Origin of the sequence: Qipengyuania sp. 902, from assembly GCF_051195295.1 — a bacterium.
Classification (GTDB): Bacteria; Pseudomonadota; Alphaproteobacteria; order Sphingomonadales; family Sphingomonadaceae; genus Qipengyuania.
Genome location: NZ_JBNJLJ010000002.1, coordinates 234,382 through 253,654 on the forward strand (window position 1 = coordinate 234,382; position 19,273 = coordinate 253,654).

The 19,273-nt window shown below is 63.1% G+C and carries 18 protein-coding genes and 1 tRNA gene; 11 read left to right on the forward strand and 8 right to left on the reverse strand.

Features of this window, described 5'->3' with window-relative positions:
- Positions 1-4 precede the first annotated feature (4 nt).
- Entirely contained in the window at positions 5-1,174 is a 1,170-nt protein-coding gene (locus tag ACSH0F_RS06230; protein WP_435202170.1) for an MFS transporter, read from the forward strand.
- Between the two features lie 2 nt (positions 1,175-1,176).
- Here the strand turns inward: ACSH0F_RS06230 and ACSH0F_RS06235 are convergent.
- From ACSH0F_RS06235 to grxC, 4 genes are all read right to left on the reverse strand, one after another.
- A tRNA-Arg gene (locus ACSH0F_RS06235) sits at positions 1,177-1,253 on the reverse strand.
- A 37-nt stretch (positions 1,254-1,290) separates the two neighbouring features.
- Positions 1,291-1,770, reverse strand: a complete 480-nt coding sequence (locus ACSH0F_RS06240; protein WP_435200994.1) for a DUF1178 family protein — start codon at positions 1,768-1,770, stop codon at positions 1,291-1,293.
- Between the two features lie 9 nt (positions 1,771-1,779).
- Entirely contained in the window at positions 1,780-2,598 is an 819-nt protein-coding gene (locus ACSH0F_RS06245) for a carbon-nitrogen hydrolase family protein (protein ID WP_435200996.1), read from the reverse strand.
- Entirely contained in the window at positions 2,599-2,862 is a 264-nt protein-coding gene (gene grxC, locus ACSH0F_RS06250; protein WP_435200998.1) for a glutaredoxin 3, read from the reverse strand. It lies immediately after the preceding gene.
- A 159-nt stretch (positions 2,863-3,021) separates the two neighbouring features.
- On the opposite strand from grxC, the gene ACSH0F_RS06255 reads away from it, so the two are divergent.
- Positions 3,022-3,492, forward strand: a complete 471-nt coding sequence (locus ACSH0F_RS06255) for an Hsp20 family protein (protein ID WP_435201000.1) — start codon at positions 3,022-3,024, stop codon at positions 3,490-3,492.
- A gap of 334 nt (positions 3,493-3,826) precedes the next feature.
- Here the strand turns inward: ACSH0F_RS06255 and ACSH0F_RS06260 are convergent, their stop codons facing one another.
- From ACSH0F_RS06260 to tpiA, 3 genes are all read right to left on the reverse strand, one after another.
- Positions 3,827-5,461, reverse strand: a complete 1,635-nt coding sequence (locus ACSH0F_RS06260) for a CTP synthase (RefSeq protein WP_435201002.1) — start codon at positions 5,459-5,461, stop codon at positions 3,827-3,829.
- A 103-nt stretch (positions 5,462-5,564) separates the two neighbouring features.
- A complete protein-coding gene (gene secG / locus ACSH0F_RS06265; RefSeq protein WP_278328603.1) occupies positions 5,565-5,921 on the reverse strand; it encodes a preprotein translocase subunit SecG in 357 nt (118 codons plus the stop codon).
- An 88-nt stretch (positions 5,922-6,009) separates the two neighbouring features.
- Positions 6,010-6,771, reverse strand: a complete 762-nt coding sequence (gene tpiA, locus ACSH0F_RS06270; RefSeq protein WP_305932625.1) for a triose-phosphate isomerase — start codon at positions 6,769-6,771, stop codon at positions 6,010-6,012.
- Between the two features lie 202 nt (positions 6,772-6,973).
- Here tpiA and ACSH0F_RS06275 point away from each other — a divergent pair, with 202 nt between their 5' ends.
- From ACSH0F_RS06275 to lexA, 8 genes are all read left to right on the forward strand, one after another.
- Positions 6,974-8,908, forward strand: a complete 1,935-nt coding sequence (locus ACSH0F_RS06275; protein WP_435201004.1) for a peptidyl-prolyl cis-trans isomerase — start codon at positions 6,974-6,976, stop codon at positions 8,906-8,908.
- Positions 8,909-8,915: 7 nt separating this feature from the next.
- Positions 8,916-10,415 (forward strand): anthranilate synthase component I, encoded by a 1,500-nt coding sequence (gene trpE / locus ACSH0F_RS06280; RefSeq protein WP_435202172.1) that lies wholly within the window; start codon positions 8,916-8,918, stop codon positions 10,413-10,415.
- A complete protein-coding gene (locus ACSH0F_RS06285; protein ID WP_435201006.1) occupies positions 10,412-11,251 on the forward strand; it encodes a phosphodiester glycosidase family protein in 840 nt (279 codons plus the stop codon). Before trpE ends, ACSH0F_RS06285 begins: the two co-directional genes overlap by 4 nt.
- The gene (gene pip / locus ACSH0F_RS06290; RefSeq protein WP_435201008.1) at positions 11,248-12,210 is read left to right on the forward strand and encodes a prolyl aminopeptidase; all 963 of its coding nucleotides are present in this window, start codon (positions 11,248-11,250) and stop codon (positions 12,208-12,210) included. Before ACSH0F_RS06285 ends, pip begins: the two co-directional genes overlap by 4 nt.
- Positions 12,211-12,271: 61 nt before the next feature.
- Positions 12,272-12,886 carry an anthranilate synthase component II gene (locus ACSH0F_RS06295; RefSeq protein WP_435201010.1) on the forward strand — a complete coding sequence of 205 codons (615 nt, stop codon included), beginning with the start codon at positions 12,272-12,274 and terminating at the stop codon, positions 12,884-12,886.
- Positions 12,883-13,875 (forward strand): anthranilate phosphoribosyltransferase, encoded by a 993-nt coding sequence (gene trpD / locus ACSH0F_RS06300; protein WP_435201012.1) that lies wholly within the window; start codon positions 12,883-12,885, stop codon positions 13,873-13,875. Before ACSH0F_RS06295 ends, trpD begins: the two co-directional genes overlap by 4 nt.
- Entirely contained in the window at positions 13,872-14,657 is a 786-nt protein-coding gene (trpC, locus tag ACSH0F_RS06305) for an indole-3-glycerol phosphate synthase TrpC (protein ID WP_435201014.1), read from the forward strand. Before trpD ends, trpC begins: the two co-directional genes overlap by 4 nt.
- 146 nt (positions 14,658-14,803) lie before the next feature.
- On the forward strand, positions 14,804-15,502 hold the full coding sequence (gene lexA, locus ACSH0F_RS06310) for a transcriptional repressor LexA (RefSeq protein WP_435201016.1): 699 nt from the start codon (positions 14,804-14,806) through the stop codon (positions 15,500-15,502).
- A 75-nt stretch (positions 15,503-15,577) separates the two neighbouring features.
- On the opposite strand, the gene ACSH0F_RS06315 is transcribed toward lexA, so the two are convergent.
- Positions 15,578-17,692: a ComEC/Rec2 family competence protein gene (locus ACSH0F_RS06315; RefSeq protein ID WP_435201018.1), complete on the reverse strand. Its 2,115-nt coding sequence runs from the start codon at positions 17,690-17,692 to the stop codon at positions 15,578-15,580.
- Positions 17,693-17,813: 121 nt separating this feature from the next.
- On the opposite strand from ACSH0F_RS06315, the gene gltX reads away from it, so the two are divergent.
- Positions 17,814-19,265, forward strand: a complete 1,452-nt coding sequence (gene gltX / locus ACSH0F_RS06320) for a glutamate--tRNA ligase (RefSeq protein WP_435201020.1) — start codon at positions 17,814-17,816, stop codon at positions 19,263-19,265.
- The last annotated feature ends 8 nt before the right edge of the window (positions 19,266-19,273 follow it).

Consider the following 19,273-nt stretch of genomic DNA (forward strand, 5'->3'; position numbering starts at 1 on the left):
CGAAATGTCGCGCCTGACTCGCGCGCAAGAATTCTCGCTCTGCGTCGCCGTCGCGGTCGTGACGGCGAATGCCTATTACATCCATCCCATCATCGGCGACGTCGCGGACCATTTCGGCGTCAGCCACGCCCGCATTGGCCTGGTCCCGTCGCTCAACCAGCTCGCGCTGGCCGTGGGCATTTTCCTGCTGCTCCCGCTCGGCGATCGCATATCGAACCGGCGGCTGACGATCATGTTTGCCGCAGGCCAGACGGCCTCGCTGGCACTGATGACGCTGGCGGGCAGTTTTGCGCTCTTCGTCGCCGGTTCGACGCTTCTCGGCTTCTTCACCATCGCGCCGTATTTGCTCCCGGCCTACGCCTCCAAGCGGGTCGCGCCCGAGCGGCTCGGGCAGGTCATGGCCTTACTCACGGCCGGGGTAATCCTCGGCATACTGGTCGCCCGTGTGGGAGCTGGCGTAATCGCGGAATATCTCGACTGGCGTGCCGTCTACTGGCTTGCGACTGGACTGATGCTCGCAGTGACTATCGCCCTTCCCCGGCTGATGGAAGGCGGTGAACGCGATACGGCAGGGCGCGAAAGGTATGGCGCCCTCCTGCTGACGGTCTTCCCGCTGATAAGGGAATACCGGGAGATCCTCGTATCAGGTGCGATCCAGGCGCTCAACTTCGGCCAATTTATCGCGCTGTGGCTCGCGCTCGCGCTGCATCTCACCTCGCCGGAGATGGGCTACGGCACCGATACGGTGGGCTATCTCGCAGGGATCGCGGCAGTCAGCATTTTCTCGACGCCGCGGCTCGGCCGCTGGGCGGATGAGGTTGGCGCGCGGACGGCCCGCGCGATTTTCGCTGCCGTCCAGCTGTTCGGCGTCCTGTTGCTCTGGCCCCTCGGCGGCGCGGTCGTCACCCTGCTCATTCCCCTGGTACTGGCCAATCTGGTCGGGCCCGGGATCGATGTGACGGGACGCATGACGTTCCTGACCCTGCGCCCCGATCTGCGCACGCGCCTGACTACGATCTATGTCGTGCTGATGTTCATTGGCGGCGGCCTAGGCAGTTATGCCGGGACCGCAGCCTACGATGCCTTGGGATGGGCCGGGACCTGCATACTACTCGCGATTTTCTCGAGCGTTCTGACCGCACTGGCATTCTACGCGAAGCGCTATGGCAAGTGAGGTGGTGCGCCCGACAGGATTCGAACCTGTGGCCCCCAGATTAGGAATCTGGTGCTCTATCCGACTGAGCTACGGGCGCCCGGCGGTGCGTTTAGCAGACAGAAAGCGGGTGGCAATCAGTTGAGTTCGTCGGGCGGAGCGACCGGGAACAGCAATGGCGCTACGGTTATGCCTTCGGCGACCATTTCTTCGGCCTCGTCCTTGGTCGCCTTGCCGTGGATAGGAGCCTCGTCGGTCTCGCCGTAATGCATGGAGCGGGCCTTGTCGGCGAATTTATCGCCGACCCAGGTGCTCTTCTCCAGCGCCTTGGCCTGCGCTTTCGCTAAAGTTTCCAGAGCCTGCTTGACCTCCGCCGGCAGTTCCCCGCGGATCATAGGCTTTGTTCCGTCGCCACTCGGCTCGGCTTGGCGCGGCGCCTCGGTGCGATTACCCTTCGCCGAAACCGCTGGAGCCATGGGTGCTTTTCCGACTTCTCCGCAGCCGCATTCGGGGCATGTAAGCAGCCCGCGTTCGCGTTGGCTGTCGTAGTCGGAGGACGAGCCGAACCAGCCTTCGAAGCGATGGCCCTCGCTGCATGAGAGGTCGTAAACTATCATGTCGGCAGCCTAAGAGGGTATCTGCCGACGATTTTCAAGGCTCGGGACCTGTCGGCGGACTTCGGCGATCCGGGCCATGTCGAGATCGGCGAAGGCTATTCCTGATCGCTCGCCGCCCATGTCGAGCATGACTTCACCCCACGGATCGACTACAAGGCTGTGTCCGTAGGTGCGGCGACCGTCAGCGTGCTCGCCCACCTGCGCGGCGGCCACCACGAAGGCGCTCGCCTCGATCGCGCGGGCGCGTTGCAGCACGTGCCAGTGCGCCTCCCCGGTCGGCACGGTGAAGGCAGCAGGCACCGCAATCGCATCGCAGCGGCGCTGGGCCAAAGCCTCGAAAAGCGCAGGAAAGCGGATGTCGTAACACACGGTCAAACCTAACCGTCCGAGCGGCGTGTCTTCGACCGTGACCACCTGATCTCCGGCGGCATAGGCATTGGACTCCCGCCAGCTTTCTCCGGTCGAGAGATCGACATCGAACATGTGTATCTTGTCGTAACGCGCAGCGATCGAGCCATCCGGGGCGACGACGAAGGCGCGATTGGCCCAGCGCCCATCCCCGGTATCGACAGCCAGCGAACCGAGCGCGACCCACATGCCAGCCTTGGCTGCCGCGTTTCGCGTTGCGTCGAGCGCCGGGGTCTGCGCCTCGGCACTGATGTTCGCAGCTGCGCGTTTCCGGTCGCGATCGAGCAGACCCGACATCTCGGGCGTGAACAGCATTCCCGCGCCGCCGTCGCTCGCTTCGTGCACAGCATCCGAAATGCTGCGCGCGTTTTCATCCGGATCGATGCCGGATGTCATCTGAAGCAGGGCTATGCGGACCATTCAGCCTTCCAGCATTGAATCCAGTTTGCCCTCGCGTTCGAGCGCGGCGAGATCGTCGGAGCCGCCGACGTGCATGTCGCTGATGAAGATCTGTGGCACCGTGCGCGCATTGGGCGCTCGCTCAAGCATTTCGGCGCGCTTCGGGCCGCCCATGGTGATGTCGTGATCGGTGTAGTCGACACCCTTCTCGTCGAGCAGGCGTTTGGCGCGAACGCAGTATCCGCAGCCGAATTTCGTATAGATGGTAACGTCGGGTTGGCTCATCGATGTCCTCGCAATCCGGCCCTGATCTAGCGCTCGCCAGGAAATCTTGAAAGCGCTTTCACCGAACCTATGTTGACCGTGTCGCCACGGATCGTGGCGGCGACGGGGTGCCACGAAGGGCCCCGCCTATATGAATCGCTCACAGGAGGATTTGTTCAAATGAATCGTATGGATATGACCCCGTATCGTCGTTCGACCGTCGGTTTTGATCGCCTTTTCGACCTGATGGAGCGCCAGGCACGCAATGCCGGCGGCGACAATTACCCCCCTTTTAATATCGAGCGTCGCGGCGAAGACGAATACCGCATCACTTTGGCTGTGGCCGGATTCCGCCCCGGAGATCTCGATATTACGGCCCAGCAGAACCTGCTCGTCGTGCAGGGTCGCAAGCGCGATGAGAGCGCCGATGGCGAAATGTTGCATGTCGGCATCGCCAATCGCGGTTTCGAACGTCGCTTCGAGCTGGCCGATTATGTCCGCGTCGAAAACGCCGACCTGGCCGACGGCCTGCTTATCATCGATCTGCTGCGCGAAGTGCCCGATGCGATGAAGCCGAAGAAGATTGCAATCGGTGGGCAGAAGCCGCTCGAAATCGTCAAGGATGACGAGGACGACAGCGCCGCTGCCTAATCCGCGCTCAATTCGAGAAATTGCTGATCAAATGTTTAGGGGGCGGAACGAAAGTTCCGCCCCCGCGACGTTGAACGCCGCCTTACCTCGAAATCGGCCGTCCGGGTCGCAGAAGACAGCCGTCTTCGAGAAAAGCCCCACCGCATGGCGGCACCACAAGTATCTCGAATTGCCGCGATATTTTCTGCGACAACGACTGTAGTCTGCACCAGATACATCAAAAGATAAACCCGAAATTCCGCAGAAATTCGGGGTTTGTCGCGTCTATACAAGCCTCGAAATTGTCGGCTTAACGATTTCAACAACTTGACGAATTCTCCGAGCGCGAAAAGTTTTAGACGAGACGCGCCTGCTCGAGCGCAGCGCCGATAAATCCGGCGAAAAGCGGGTGCGGGTCGAAGGGCTTGGACTTGAGTTCAGGGTGGAACTGCACGCCCACGAACCAGGGATGGTCGGGACGTTCGACGATTTCGGGCAGCAGGCCATCGGGTGACATGCCGGAGAAGATCAGTCCCTGCTTTTCCAGCGGTTCGATATAGGCCCCGTTGACCTCGTAGCGATGGCGGTGCCGCTCGGAGATGTCGCTTGCGCCGCCGTAGATAGCCGACACGTGACTGTTCGCCGCAAGCTTTGCATCATAGGCACCAAGGCGCATGGTTCCGCCCAGATCGCCGCCCGCCTCGCGGGTCTGGAGCCCCTCTTCGGTCATCCACTCGGTAATGATGCCGACGACTGGTTCCGATGTCTCGCCGAATTCGGTCGAGCTGGCCCCGTCGAAACCCGCCGAGCGCGCGCCCTCAATGCAGGCCATTTGCATGCCGAGACAAATGCCGAGGAACGGCACCTTCCGCTCGCGGGCGAACCGAACGCTGGCGATCTTGCCTTCCGACCCGCGCTCGCCGAAACCGCCGGGTACGAGGATGCCGTGCATCGGTTCAAGTTGCGCCGCGATGTCGCTGTCGCCCTGTTCGAAGACTTCCGCGTCGATCCACTTGATATTGACCTTGACGCGGTGCGCCATGCCGCCGTGAATCAGCGCTTCGTTGAGCGACTTGTAAGCATCCTGCAGGCCGACATACTTGCCCACTACGCCGATCGTCACCTCGCCCTCGGGATTCGAGTGGCGATCGACCACATCGTACCAGCGCGAGAGGTCCGGGTCGGGCGCATCGGTAATGCCGAAGCCGCGCAGCACCTCGGTGTCGAGGCCCTCGCCGTGGTATTGCAGTGGCACGGAATAGATGGACGGCGCGTCCAGCGCCGGGATGACCGCTTCCTTACGGACATTGCAGAAATTGGCGATTTTCTGGCGCTCGCTATCCGGGATCGGATGTTCCGCACGACAAAGCAGGACGTCGGGCTTGATCCCGAGGCTGGCAAGTTCGCGCACCGAGTGCTGGGTGGGCTTGGTCTTCAGCTCGCCTGCAGCGGCGATGTAGGGAACCAAGGTCACATGCACGCTGAGCGACTGCATCGGCTCAAGCTCGTTCCTGAGCTGGCGGATGGCTTCCATGAAAGGCAGGCTCTCGATGTCGCCCACCGTACCGCCGATCTCGCACAGAATGAAGTCGTGATCGCCTTGGTCGGCGAGCGCGAAATCCTTGATCGCATCGGTAACATGCGGGACGACCTGGACCGTCGCGCCGAGATAGTCGCCGCGCCGTTCCTTGGCGATGATCTGCTGATAGACCCGGCCGGAAGTGACATTGTCGCCTTGATGGGCTGATACGCCTGTGAAACGCTCATAATGCCCCAGGTCGAGGTCGGTCTCCGCCCCGTCGTCGGTCACGTAAACCTCGCCGTGCTGATAGGGGCTCATCGTGCCCGGATCGACGTTGAGATAGGGGTCGAACTTACGAATGCGGACCTTGTAGCCACGCGCCTGAAGGAGAGCAGCGAGCGATGCTGCCATGAGACCTTTGCCGAGCGAGGAGACCACGCCGCCGGTGATGAAAATATACCGCGCCATGGGAGTCGGGCCTTAAGCTGAGTATCGGAGTCGGTGCAAGCGCAAAGCCGTGCGATTGCGCGGCTCGTACCGCGCAATCCACAATTTCACGATCTGGTTTGGGTTATTCGGTCGAGCCGGCCAGCGGATCATCGCTGACAGGTGCAGCATCACCGGTCGTTGCTGGGCCAAGCGGATCGGCCGGTGCTGCTGGAGTGACATTCCGGTCGAGCGTCGATTCGAGCGAGTCCGCGCTGGTTGTCTCGACCGCAACCGCTGCCAGCACGATCGACAGGATCACAAAGAGCACGGCGAGCCACTTGGTCGACCGGGTCAGGAAGTCCGCCGCACCGCGAGCGCTGAGCATGCCGGAAGGGCTGCCTCCGATACCCAGCCCGCCCCCTTCTGAGCGCTGCATGAGGATCACGCCAACGAGCACGGCGGCAACGATGGCCTGGAGGACGGTGAGAAACAGGAACATGACTTCGGGTACTCTTCGGTAAGAATGTGCGGCCCCGCATCTAGGCTGCGAGGCCGCATACGGCAAGGGTGCCGGGCCGGCGCGGAGTTCAGGCGTCCTCGGTTTCCGACGCTGCCACGACGATGCCGAGGAAGCTTTCCGCGCTCAAGCTCGCCCCGCCGACGAGTGCCCCGCCCACTTCGGGCAGCGACAGGATTTCCTTCGCGTTCTCGGGCTTCACCGAGCCGCCGTAGAGGATGCGAACGTCTGCCGACGCTTCGGCGCCGTAAGTCTCGTCGAGCAGTCCGCGAATAGCCTTGTGCATCGCTTCGATGTCCGCAGAGGTCGCCGTGCGACCGGTGCCGATCGCCCAGATCGGTTCGTAGGCAATTGTCAGGCGCTCGGCAGGGTCCTCGAACGAACCGAGCGCGGATTTGATCTGGCCGAGGACGAAAGCTTCGGCATCGCCCGCGTCGCGGGTCTCAAGGGATTCGCCGCAGCAAAGGATCACGCGCAATCCGGCCTCGATCGCCGAATCGATCTTCGCATTGATCAGTTCGTTCGTCTCGCCGTGGTCCTGGCGCCGCTCGCTATGACCGACGATCACGAACTTCGCCCCAGCATCGGCCACCATCGCGGCATTGATGTCGCCCGTATGCGGACCCTCGGCCCCGGGATGGCAGTCCTGCGCGCCGACGCCGATCTGCTCGGCCTCGCGATGAACCGCGTGAATCAGCGTGTATGGAGGTGCGACCGCGACCTCCACCTTCATGTAGCGTTGTGCGGCACGATCGATGGCGCGTGCTTCGGAAAGCATCGCCCGCGTGCCGAACATCTTCCAGTTTCCAACGATATAGGGCCGTTCGGCCATTGCGATTTCCTGCGAAGAATAGATGATTGGCCGCTCGCTATAGGAGCGTTGTGTTGCGCCCCGCTAGACAAGCTTTCTTCGCGCGTCAAAACCCTTTGCAACCTGTTGCGGCGAGGTCGCAGGGGGGATAAAGGCTGCCGCCAAGGGCGACCGCTCGCTGCGGAAGCCATCGATCTACGTCTATTCGGGACCGCCCGCACTCATGCTCACTTTCTTTCGCAATATCTTCAAGACCAAGATCGGCCTTGCCTTCGCACTCGCCTTTCTCGGACTGATCGCGCTCGCCTTTGCCAGCGCGGACGTCTCGAGCACTGGCACCTTCGGCGGCGTGGCAGGCGGCGACCGAGTGGCTGTGGTCGGCAGCGAGAAGATCGGGACCGCCGATCTGGTGCAGGCTGCGAACAACGGCCTCGATCGCGCCAGGCAGGAAAACCCGACACTGTCGATGGAAGGTTTTCTCGCGCAAAATGGCCTGGAACGCTCGCTCGATGCCCTGATCGATCGCTTCGCAATTCGTGCCTATGCGGAGAAATACGGTATCCGGGCGGGCGACAATCTGGTGAACAGCGAAATCCGCATGCTCCCGGCATTCCGCGGAGCTGACGGGAACTTCAGCGAAGACGTCTATCGTCAGGCACTGGCGCAGGCGCAAATTTCCGACGCGCAGGCGCGTGAGGATTTCGGCACGGGCCTCCTGTCTCAGCAGCTTTTTGTTCCGGCGACCTTCGGCGCGACCGTGCCGGACAAGCTAGCCTATCGATACGCCCAGCTTCTTAAAGAGCGTCGGCAGGGTACGATCGCCCTGCTCCCGTCTGCGAGTTTTGCGCCAACCGGCGATCCCTCGGACGCAACGCTGAGGGCTTATTACGAGTCCAACAGCGCCGATTTCATTCGTCCCGAACGTCGCGTCGTGCGTTTCGCGACGTTCGACAGCAGCGCACTGGGCGACCGGGTCGAGCCGACCGAGGCGGAAATCGCAGAGCGTTACGAAGCCGATCGCGAGCAATATGCAGCAAGCGAAACGCGTGATGTTACCCAGCTCATCGTGCCGACACAGGCGGCCGCCAATTCCTTGCGCGAGCGCATTGCAGGGGGTGCAAGCTTCGATGCCGTGGCGCGCGAAGCGGGGCTGCGAGCGACGCCGTTGACGGGCCTAGATCGCGAGGCGCTGACCTCGCAGGCCTCCGAAGCCGTCGCCGCGGCGTATTTCTCGGCGGGAGAAGGCTCCATCACGCAGCCGGCGCGCAGTCCGCTCGGCTGGCACATCGCACGCATTGATAACGTTGAAACCCGAGCCGCACGGACACTCGCCCAAGTCCGCGAAGAAGTCGCCGCGGCCGTGCGCGAAGAAAAGCGTGTCCAGGGGCTCGCCGACCTCGCCAATGAAATCGACGACCAGCTGGCCGATGGTGCAACCTTGCGCGAGGTGAGCGAGGAGCTCGATCTCGAGCTGACGACCACGCGACCCGCTATTGCCAATGGCCGCATCTACCAGACGCAGGAAACTCTTCCCGACGTGCTGGCGCCCGCGCTGCAGACCATTTTCCAGATGGACGAGGAAGAGCCCGAAATTGCTCCTCTTGAAGGCGGGCAGACCTACCTCGTTTACGAGGTGGCCCAGATCACAGCATCGGCCAAGGCCCCCCTTGCCGAGATCAAGGATCGCGTCGAGGCAAACTGGCGCATTTCGGAAGGCCTGAAGCGCGCCCAGGCCGCTGCCGACCGGGTGACGAAGCGCGTGCGTGGGGGCGCATCGCTTGCCGCCGCCGTCGCGGAGGAAGAGACGAACCTGCCGGCACCCGAAAGCGTCGATCTGACGCGCGAGCAACTTGCCGCCCAGCGCGAACGCCGCATTCCGCCGCCGCTCGCCCTGCTTTTCAGCATGGCCGAAGGCACCACCAAAAAGCTCGAAGCTGCGCAGAAGATCGGATTCTTCATCGTCAACCTGGAAGATATCAGCATGGACGATATCGCCGAGGACGATCCGATGATCGCACAGGCAAAGTCCCAGCTCGGCCCAGTGATCGGCGAGGAGTATGCCGATCAGCTGCGGCTTGCGATGCGCGAAGAGCTCGGCGTAGAGCGGAACGAAGACGCGATCGAAGCTGTTCGTCGCCAGCTGCTTGGCACGAACTGAGACGCCCTTGTTCACCGTTCTCGAAGGCCTCGACCAAGCACGTACCGAGCTGGGCGAGGGTCGTCCCGCGCTGGTCTGGCGCAGCATCGTAGCCGATACCGAAACGCCGGTCAGCGCGGCGCTCAAGCTGTTCGAGGAAGGGCGCGGCGATTTCGTACTCGAGTCGGTCGAGGGTGGCGAGACACGCGGGCGCTACAGCCTGATCGGTATCGCGCCAGATTTGGTATTCCGGGCGCGTGGTGACGAGGCGGAAATCAACCGCGATTGGCAGACGGATGGCGACGCTTTCGTTCCGTGCGAAGGCGGCGCGCTGGATGCGCTGCGCAGGCTGACTAAAGACTGCCAATGTGCGACGCCGGCAGCGCTTCCGCCCGCCCTCGCGTGCCTAGTCGGCTATTTCGGTTACGAGACAATCGGCCTGGTCGAGAAGCTCCCGCGTGCTCCGGAGAGCGAAGTCGATTTGCCGGACATGCTCTTCGTCCGCCCCACGGTGATCCTTGTCTTCGACCGGCTCAGCGACACGTTGTTTTGTATTGCGCCGGTCTGGCCGGACGGATCGCTAGATTTGGCGCAGGAGCGGATCGACGAAGCTCTTCGGAAGCTCTCCCTGCCGCTGTCACAGTCTGCCGACCGGTATCCCGACCATGTCGAACCGCAGCTCTCCTCGACTATCGATGCCGACGATTACCAGGCAATGGTCTTGCGCGCGAAAGACTACATCGCGGCTGGCGACATATTCCAGGTCGTTCTCTCGCAGCGCTTTACGTCGCCTTTCGAGCTGCCGCCCATGGCGCTCTATCGGTCGCTCCGGCGCATCAACCCGTCGCCCTTCCTCTACTTCCTCGATCTTCCCGGCTTCGCCGTAGTCGGCTCCAGCCCCGAAATTCTCGTGCGAGTGCGCGAAGGCAAGGTTACGATCCGACCGATCGCGGGTACTCGGCCGCGCGGCGCAACCCAGGAGGCGGATCGGCTCGCCGAGAAATCGCTTCTGGCCGACCCGAAGGAGCGCGCAGAACACTTGATGTTGCTCGATCTCGGGCGCAACGACGCAGGACGCGTGGCGGACGCCGGCAGCGTCGAGGTCACGGAGAGTTTTACGGTCGAACGGTACAGCCACGTCATGCATATCGTCAGCAACGTCGTCGGGCGCCTAACCGAGGGCAAGGACGCGCTCGATGCGCTGTTTGCCGGGTTCCCGGCAGGCACCGTCAGCGGTGCACCCAAGGTGCGCGCCTGCGAGATTATCGCCGAGCTGGAACCTGCAACGCGCGGCCCCTATGCGGGCGGCGTCGGCTATTTCGCGCCGGACGGATCGGTCGACAGCTGCATTGTCCTGCGCACCGCCGTGGTGAAGGATGGGATCATGCATGTGCAGGCCGGGGCGGGCATCGTGGCGGACAGCGATCCAGCCTATGAGCAGCGCGAATGCGAAACCAAGGCCGGCGCCCTGCTCGCCGCGGCAAAGGACGCGGTGCAGCTCGCAAACGAAACGGGATACGGCCAGTGAGAGTTGCAATTGCCCTTCTCGTTCTCGGCAGCCTCGTAGCCTGCGAGCAACAACCTGCCGGCGAACCCGTCGCGCGTGCCAGGATCGACGGGCAGGCGCCATCGCCTTCGCCATCAGCCGAGCCGAGCGAGACGGCGACCGTCGCAAGCTCGGTGGAAAGCGCCTGTCGGTCCATCATCTTCGAGGACACACCTCTTACCCACTGCCTCGCCAATCCCGTCCGCCACCGCATCGGCATGGATCTGGGGCCGTCGGGCGAAGCGCCCTATCGCAGCTTGACAGCGTTCTCGCGCCAACGCGGCGAGAACGGTGTCGCCTTTGCGATGAACGCCGGCATGTATGACGACGAGGGCGAGCCGATCGGTTACTTCGTTGAAGGCTCGGAGCGACTCAAGACTCTCAACACCGCCGAGGGCGAAGGCAATTTCCACCTCAAGCCCAACGGCGTGTTCTACGGCACGGCGGGCGAATGGCACGTCCGCACGACCGAAGATTTCCTGGCTAATGTGACCGAGCGGCCGGAGTTCGGCACACAGTCCGGGCCGATGCTGGTCATCGACGGCAAGCTGCATCCCGAAATAACGCCGGACGGACCTTCGAGGCTGATCCGCAACGCAGTCGGCGTCGATGGGCAGGGCCGGGCCCATTTCGTGATTTCGAACGCGCCGATTTCCTTCGGCAAGCTCGCGCGCTTCTATCGCGATGAATTAAAGACGCCCAATGCTCTGTTCCTCGACGGGAACGTCTCGCAATTGTGGAACCCGGCGACCGACCGCCTCGATACCGGCGCGCCGATCGGCCCGATCGTGGTCGTCGAAAAGAAGGACAGCGAATGACCGAACAGCGCCGTCGCCTCTATCCGGAGATCGAACCCTACGAAACCGGGATGCTGGATGTCGGCGAGGGTCATTCACTCTATTACGAACGGGTCGGCACGCCCGGCGCGAAACCTGCGGTTTTCCTGCATGGCGGCCCGGGCGGCGGCATGTCGCCCGATCACCGGCGCCAGTGGGATCCCGAGCTCTACGACATCCTGCTGTTTGACCAGCGCGGATGCGGCAAGTCGCTGCCTTTCGCCGAGATCGAGCATAACGATACCTGGCGCATCGTCGCCGATGTCGAGCGGCTGCGCGAGATGTGCGGGCATGACAAGTGGCAGGTCTTCGGCGGTAGCTGGGGCGTGACGCTCGCCCTCGCCTACGCCGAGACCCATCCCGACCGCACGAGCGAACTGGTGCTGCGCGGCGTATTCCTCGCGCGCCAAACCGAGAAAGACTGGCTCTACACCTATGGAGCCAGCGAGATCATGGCCGAGCAGTGGGACCAGTTTACCGGCCTCATCCCCGAAGATGAGCGTGGCGATCTGGTGAAAGCCTATTACAAGCGCCTGACCAGCGATAATGAGGAAACACGCCGCACTGCCGCGCGCGAATGGTCGCTGTGGGAAGGCAACGTTGCCACGCTGTTGCCAGACCCTGCCCTGCTGGACACCTTCGCCGATCCGGCCAAGGCGGTGCCTTTCGCCCGGATTTGTGCGAAATTCTTCCTCGAGGACTTCTTTCTGGATGAAGCGCAATTGTTGAAGAACGTCAGTGCGCTGGCAGGCATACCGGGCATCATCGTTCAGGGCCGCCACGACATCTGTACACCGCCAACATCCGCTTGGGCGCTGAAAAAGGCGTGGCCCGAAGCCGAGCTGTGGATCGTCGATGACGCGGGACACTCCGCAGCGGAACCGGGCATCATAGATGGCCTCGTGCGGGCGACCGACAAGCTGGCTCGCAAGCAGGTGTGACATTGCGGGCAGCTTAACTTGCTTGAAAGCCCGAAGCCGTGCCGCCATTGAGCGATCCGCAATGACCGACAGCCGCTCCATCCTCGTCATCGACAATTACGACAGCTTCACCTTCAACCTCGTCCATTACCTGATGGAAATGGGCGCCGAGGTGGAGGTGGTGCGCAATGACGCCATCTCGGCGGGCCAGGCGATGAACAGCGGCGCGGCGGGCTTCCTGATCTCACCCGGTCCCTGCACACCGAACGAGGCCGGCGTTAGTCTCGACCTCGTGGCGGCATGCGCGGATGCGTGTAAGCCGCTGCTCGGCGTCTGCCTTGGCCATCAGGCGATCGGCCAGCACTTTGGTGGCAAGGTCGTTCGCGGCGGGCTGATGCATGGCAAGACGTCACCGGTGGAACATGACGCCACCGGCGTATTTGCCGGACTGCCGTCACCCTTCATCGCGACCCGCTATCACTCGCTGATTGTGGAGGACATTCCCGAGTGCCTCGCGGTCAACGGCACCAGCACGACGCCCGGCCTCGATGGCAGCAGCGTGATGGGGTTCCGTCATAGCGACTTGCCTATCCACGGCGTCCAATTTCATCCCGAAAGCATCGCGACAGAGCATGGCCATGCGTTGCTTGCGAATTTCCTCTCGCTGTGCGGCATCAAGGCAAAGGTGCCGGCATGAAGACGCTCCCCACAGCAGAGCAGCATCTGGCCGAGCAGGAGGCCGAGGAGGTCTTCGGCTGGATACTGGACGGCGAGACGAGCGACGAGGAAATCGCGCGGTTCCTACGCGAAATATCCACCCGCAGCGAAACATCCGATGAGATCGCGGGCGCGGCACGGGCCCTGCGGGCGCGACTGATCCCGATCGATGCGCCTGAAGGAACGGTCGATTGTTGCGGCACGGGCGGCGATGGGCACCACACGCTTAACGTCTCGACGGCAGTGAGCCTCTTGGTCGCGGCGTGCGGCGTCCCTGTGGCCAAGCACGGCAATCGGGCGGCGAGCAGCAAGTCGGGCGCGGCAGACACGCTCGAAGCGCTCGGGCTGGACATGGAAGCGGCAGGAAGAACCGCCGAGAAGTCGCTGGCCGAACTAGGAATTTGCTTCCTCTTCGCAAAGAACCATCATCCAGCAATGGGGCGGATGCAGCCGATCCGCCAACAGCTCGGCGTTCGCACGATATTCAACCTGATGGGGCCGCTGTCCAACCCGGCAGGCGTGAAACGCCAGCTGATCGGGATTGCGCGCCCGGCCTATGTGCCGATCTACGCAGCGGCAAAAGCCAAGCTCGGCACCGAGCGTACCTTTATCGCTTCTGGCGACGAGGGGCTGGACGAGCTTAGCCTTGCGGGTGGAAACGAGCTGGCCGATGTGACCGGCAACGATTTCGAGATGCGGCGGGTAAATCCCGTACAGGCGAACCTGCCCCACGCACCGGTCGAGGCGATCCGCGGAGGCGATCCGTCGCACAATGCGAAGGCACTGGAAGCGCTCTTGCTCGGGGCGCCCGGACCCTATCGCGACGCCGTGCTGTTCAACGCCGCCGCGACGCTGATCGTGGCAGGCAAAACCGAGGACTGGACGGTTGGTGCCGAAATGGCTGGCGACGCAATCGATAGCGGCGCTGCCCGGCAACTGCTGGCGGACTGGATCGCGATCGCGCAATGAACAAGCTGGTCGAGATCTGCGAAACCAAGCGTGGCGAGGTGGCCGAGCGTATGCAGAAGCATTCGCTCGATTCGCTCGATGTGCGAGCCACGGGCCAAACGCCGCCGCGTGGCTTTCGCTCCGCACTGGAATGCGCGCAGCAAAATGGCTTCGGCCTGATCGCCGAAATCAAGAAAGCTTCACCATCCAAGGGTCTGATCCGAGAGGATTTTCGCCCCGAGCAGCACGCTCGTGACTACGCCAGGGGCGGTGCGGCCTGTCTCTCCGTCCTGACCGATGCCCCGTACTTCCAAGGCCACGAAGACTATCTGGTCGAAGCGCGCGAGGCTTGCGATCTGCCGGTCCTGCGCAAGGACTTCATGGTCGACCCCTGGCAGGTCGCTGAAGCCCGCGCGCTCGGCGCTGATGCGATACTCATCATCGTTGCCGCGCTGGACGACGGCGTGATGGGCGAGATCGAAGCGGCCGCGATTGAGCGCGGGATGGACGTGTTAGTCGAAGTCCATGACGAACACGAGCTGGAACGCGCGCAAGCGCTTCAATCGCGGCTCATCGGTGTCAACAATCGGGATCTGCGGACCTTTACCACCGAACTAGCGACCACCGAGCGGCTCGCAGCCCTCGCCCCTGAGCACGCCCTTATTGTCGGAGAGAGCGGCATTGCGACGCATGCCGATTGCCAGCGCCTCGCGCGCGGCGGCGTCCGTAGCTTCCTCGTCGGCGAAAGTCTGATGCGGCAGGCCGATGTCGTCGCTGCGACGCGTACCCTGCTCCAAGGCTGACTCAGCTCCGGCACGTATCGCGAACGCCTGTTCTCCACAAGAAAGGTCCGAAACGGCTGAATTGCTTGACTTGCTGATATCCGTTGCCTAATTGTTCCACATTCGTTCACAGGGTTGTGAACAGGCGGCACGGGAGTTGCGCAGATATGCTGACAGCCAAGCAGCACGAATTGATCCGCTTCATCCAGCAACGGCTGGAGGAGACCGGCATTTCACCCAGTTTCGAAGAAATGAAGGAAGCGCTCGACCTCAAGAGCAAATCCGGCGTGCATCGCCTGATTTCCGCTCTCGAAGAACGTGGTTTCATCCGTCGCCTGCCCAACCGGGCGCGCGCGCTCGAGGTCGTCAAACTGCCCGAAGATGCGGTGACAGGCTCCGGCCAGGCCAAGCCTGCGAACGATACCGGCGCGACCACGGCGGCTACGGTAACGGCGAAACCCGTCGCCCCGGAACCGGCGAACGACATCATCGACGTGCCGCTCCATGGCCGAATCGCGGCTGGCGCGCCGATCGAAGCGATCGAGGGCCAGGCGAGCATGCCTGTTCCTGCCGCGCTGCTTGGGCCCGGCGAGCATTACGCGCTCGAAGTGTCGGGCGACTCGATGGTCGAGGCAGGAATCTTCGATGGCGACTTCGCACTCGTGCGACGGTCCGATACCGCTCGCGACGGGGAGATCGTCGTGGCGCTTGTCGATGACGAAGAAGCTACGCTGAAATATCTGCGCCGCGATGGCGGGCGAATCCGCCTCGATCCTGCGAATGGGGCCTACGAACCGCAGGTTTATGAATCCCATCGAGTGAAGGTTCAAGGCAAGCTTGCCGGTTTGCTACGGCGCTACCATTGACGCTCGACGAGATAGGTTTGGTTTGGGAGAGGGGCGCGGCGTCGGCTGCGCCCCCTCTTCTTTCAGAGGTTGTTTTTATTGGGAGCCCGCGTTCCGCCGGACGAGAGGGCGGAACCAACCGTGCTCGCCCTGCCCTTCGGCGACGGTATCGATACGCTCTTCGGCAAGGTAAATGGCGGTACCCCCTTCCCGCTCGAGAAACCGGCGATCGGCCTTGAGCCAACGTGGCTTGCATGAGAGCGGCAGGAAGCGATCAGCGATGACGATGTCGGACCTGTCGCAGGCGGCGGCAAGCGCTCGCTCCTCGATAAGTTCGCGGCTTCGCGCAATCAGCACGTCCCATTCTCGACCATCCCTATCGATACGTAAGCTACAAAAATCCCGGCTGCACCGAGCGCCCGACCATTCGGCTAAAGGTACGGGCTCCCCGTCGAGCGCTGCGATTTCGCGCAGGTTTTGCTGGGCGTAGCTGCCCTCGCTGTCCCGCAAAACAAGCAGCCGACCGTCAGCGCTCGCTATACCAACATCACGCCCGTCACGCGTTATCACGATGTCCGGGGCGGGTGTCGCCCACATCCATAAGGAAGCGACGGCGACGGGAATCACGCCCCAAAGCCGTTTTCTTCCATGCCACAAGGCTAACCAGAGCGCGCCAAGGACAAATATCGCCATCGCCGCCATCGGCATCTTGGGCGCGAGCTTCACGGCACCCGGCTGAGCCGAAACGAGGTGCGCGATCCACAGCAGCACATCGAGCGATTTGCCGACCAGCCACCAAGCCGGCGCCCCCAGCCCGACTACGTCCATCGCCAGCGCCAGTGCCACCAGCGGCATGGAGACGAAGGTCACCAGCGGGATCGCGAACAGATTTGCGACCGCCCCGTAAATCCCCGCCCGGTGGAAATGGAAGAGGACGATCGGCATAAGTGCGAGCTCGATGACAAAGCCGGTCAGGAACAGCATCAACGCCCGGCGGCCGAAACGGCGCAGGCCGCTTTCTTCTCGTGGCGCAAGGAATTCGCGAAACGGCTTCGCATTATGCAGCGCGACGATGGCTAGCACGGCGGCAAAGCTCATCTGGAAGCTCGGCCCGACCAACGACTCCGGCCACAGGAATAGCACCGAAATTGCCGCCACTGCGACTAGGCGCAAAGAGAGCGGCTCGCGCCCAAGCGCCAGAGCCGTCAGGACCAGAAGTGCGCCGATGCAACTACGCACCGTCGGCACCTGAGCCCCGGTCAAAAGCGTGTAGCCGATCCCGGCAAGCGCAGCGATTGCCGCGGCGACAATCGGCAAACGGACCCGCAGCGCAAGCCATTGCCACAGGGCCAGCAACTTGAGCGCAATCAGATAGGTCGCGGCGATGATCGCGCTCACGTGGAGACCGCTGATCGACAGCAAATGCGTGAGACCAGAATCGCGCATGGCCACCTCGTCCGCTTCGGAAATCGCCCCGCGATCGCCGCTGGCGAGAGTCGCCGCGATCGCGCCGGGAGCGCCGTCGAGACGGTCGCGAACATGCGCCGAGAGGTGCCGCTGAACCTGCGCAATCCAGCCTTCGCCGCCGCCCCCGCCGGCCTCTTCTACAATTTCGATATCCCCCACAACGCTGCCGGTGGCTGCATAGCCATCGAACCAGGCCCGTCGCGCGAAGTCGTAGGCACCCGGTACGATTGGCGGCGAAGGCGGCATGAGGCGCGCGGACAGCCCGACGCGTACGCCCTCCCGCAGCCCGCTATCCGCTTGATCCAGCGGCACATTGACGCGATAGGCCTTGGCGATTCCGTCCCCGGCATCGCGAGCCGCCAGTACGAGGCGGATGCGGTCACGTGCGGGTTGGTCCTCGCGCTCGAGAATGCGGGCGTCGAGCCGCTCGAATGCCGGTCGTTCGATCGGTTCTGCCCCGATCAATTCCGATCTTGCCCAGACCAGCCCGATCCCTGCCGCGAGGACGAGCGACGTGGCGACAGTCGCGGCGAGGAGGTAGGCGCGCTCGTCACGATCGCGCCACGCGGCGAGTGCTGCGAGGGCGACCAGCACCAGTCCAGCGATCGCCGCAGACCATTGCCATGGCGTATCGAGCAGAAACCACAGGCCGATCCCGCCGCCGAAGGCAACTGCCAGCCACGGTCCGCGGTCGAATCCGGCACTCGCCAAACCCGTCTCGCAGCGATCCGCAATTCTGGACATCAGGCCGCGCATGCGCCAAGGGCGCGGCACAGCCTGCACGGATCCTCCGTCCGTCCCCCCCATCGGTACCGAAGGCGTCCCGCGCGTCGCCATGCAAGTGTTTGAAAGGAAGCGAGAGCCAATGGCAAGCGATAGTGGAACGCCCGAGGGACAGGTCGTAACCCGCTTTGCCCCTTCGCCCACAGGATACCTGCATATCGGCGGGGCCCGCACGGCACTGTTCAACTGGCTATTCGCCCGGCACCACGGCGGCCGCACGCTCCTGCGGATCGAGGATACGGACCGCAAGCGCAGTACGCAGGACGCGATCGACAAGATCATCGAGGGGCTCGACTGGCTAGGCCTCGATTTCGACGATGCGCCGCTGTTCCAGTCCGACCGCGCCGAACGCCATGCCGAAGTGGCGCACCAGCTCCTCGCAGCCGGCCATGCTTACAAATGCTACGCCACGCCCGAGGAACTAGAGCAGATGCGTGCCGACCAGCGCGCAGCCAAGCAACCGATGCGCTACGACCGTCGCTGGCGCGACCGCGACGAGAGCGAGGCTCCCGAAGGGGCGCCCTTCGTTATCCGCCTTAAAGTGCCGACCGAGGGCGAGACGACCATCGAAGATGCCGTCCAGGGTCCGGTGACCGTGAAGAACGCCGAGATCGACGATTACGTCCTGCTCCGCGCCGACGGTACGCCGACCTACATGCTCGCGGTGGTCGTCGACGATCACGATATGGGTGTCACTCACGTTATCCGCGGCGACGATCACCTCAACAACGCCTTCCGCCAGCTCCCCGTGATCCGCGCAATGGACGCGATCGAAGGCGGCTGGCCCGATCCGGTCTATGCTCACGTGCCGCTGATCCACGGTCCGGACGGCGCGAAAATGTCGAAGCGCCACGGCGCCGTCGGTGTCGAAGGTTATCGCGACGAAGAAGGCGTGCTGCCGGAAGCGCTGTTCAACTATCTGCTGCGCCTCGGCTGGGGTCACGGCGACCGTGAGGAGATCAGCCGCGAGGAAGCGATCGAGCTGTTCGACCTCGATGGAGTTGGCAAGGGCCCGGCCCGGTTCGACATCAAGAAGCTGCAAAACCTGAACGGGCACTACATCCGCGAGGCCGATGATGCGCGACTGGCCCGCATCGTGGCCGAGAAGCTGGGCGATGACTCAGATGTCGACTTGCTCGAGCAGGCAATGCCGGTCCTTAAAACGCGCGCCAAGTCTGTCAACGAACTCGTTGAAGGATCGCAATTTCTTTTCGCCACACGGCCTCTCGGCATGACCGAAAAGGCGGCCGGCCTGCTTGATGACGAAGCGCGCCAGCGGCTCGCTGGCCTGTCGAAAATGCTGCATGTGCAAAATGACTGGACAATCGAGGCTCTCGAAGCCACTACGAAATCGTATGCCGAGCAGCTCGAACTGGGTCTCGGCAAGCTCGCGCAGCCCATGCGCGCAGCATTGACGGGGACGACCACGTCCCCCGGCATTTTCGATGTGCTGGTCCTTCTGGGCAAGGAAGAAGCGCTCGCGCGGATCGATGCGCAAGCCGCCGACGCCCCGGGGCCAGACGGAAACCGTTGAGGAGACAC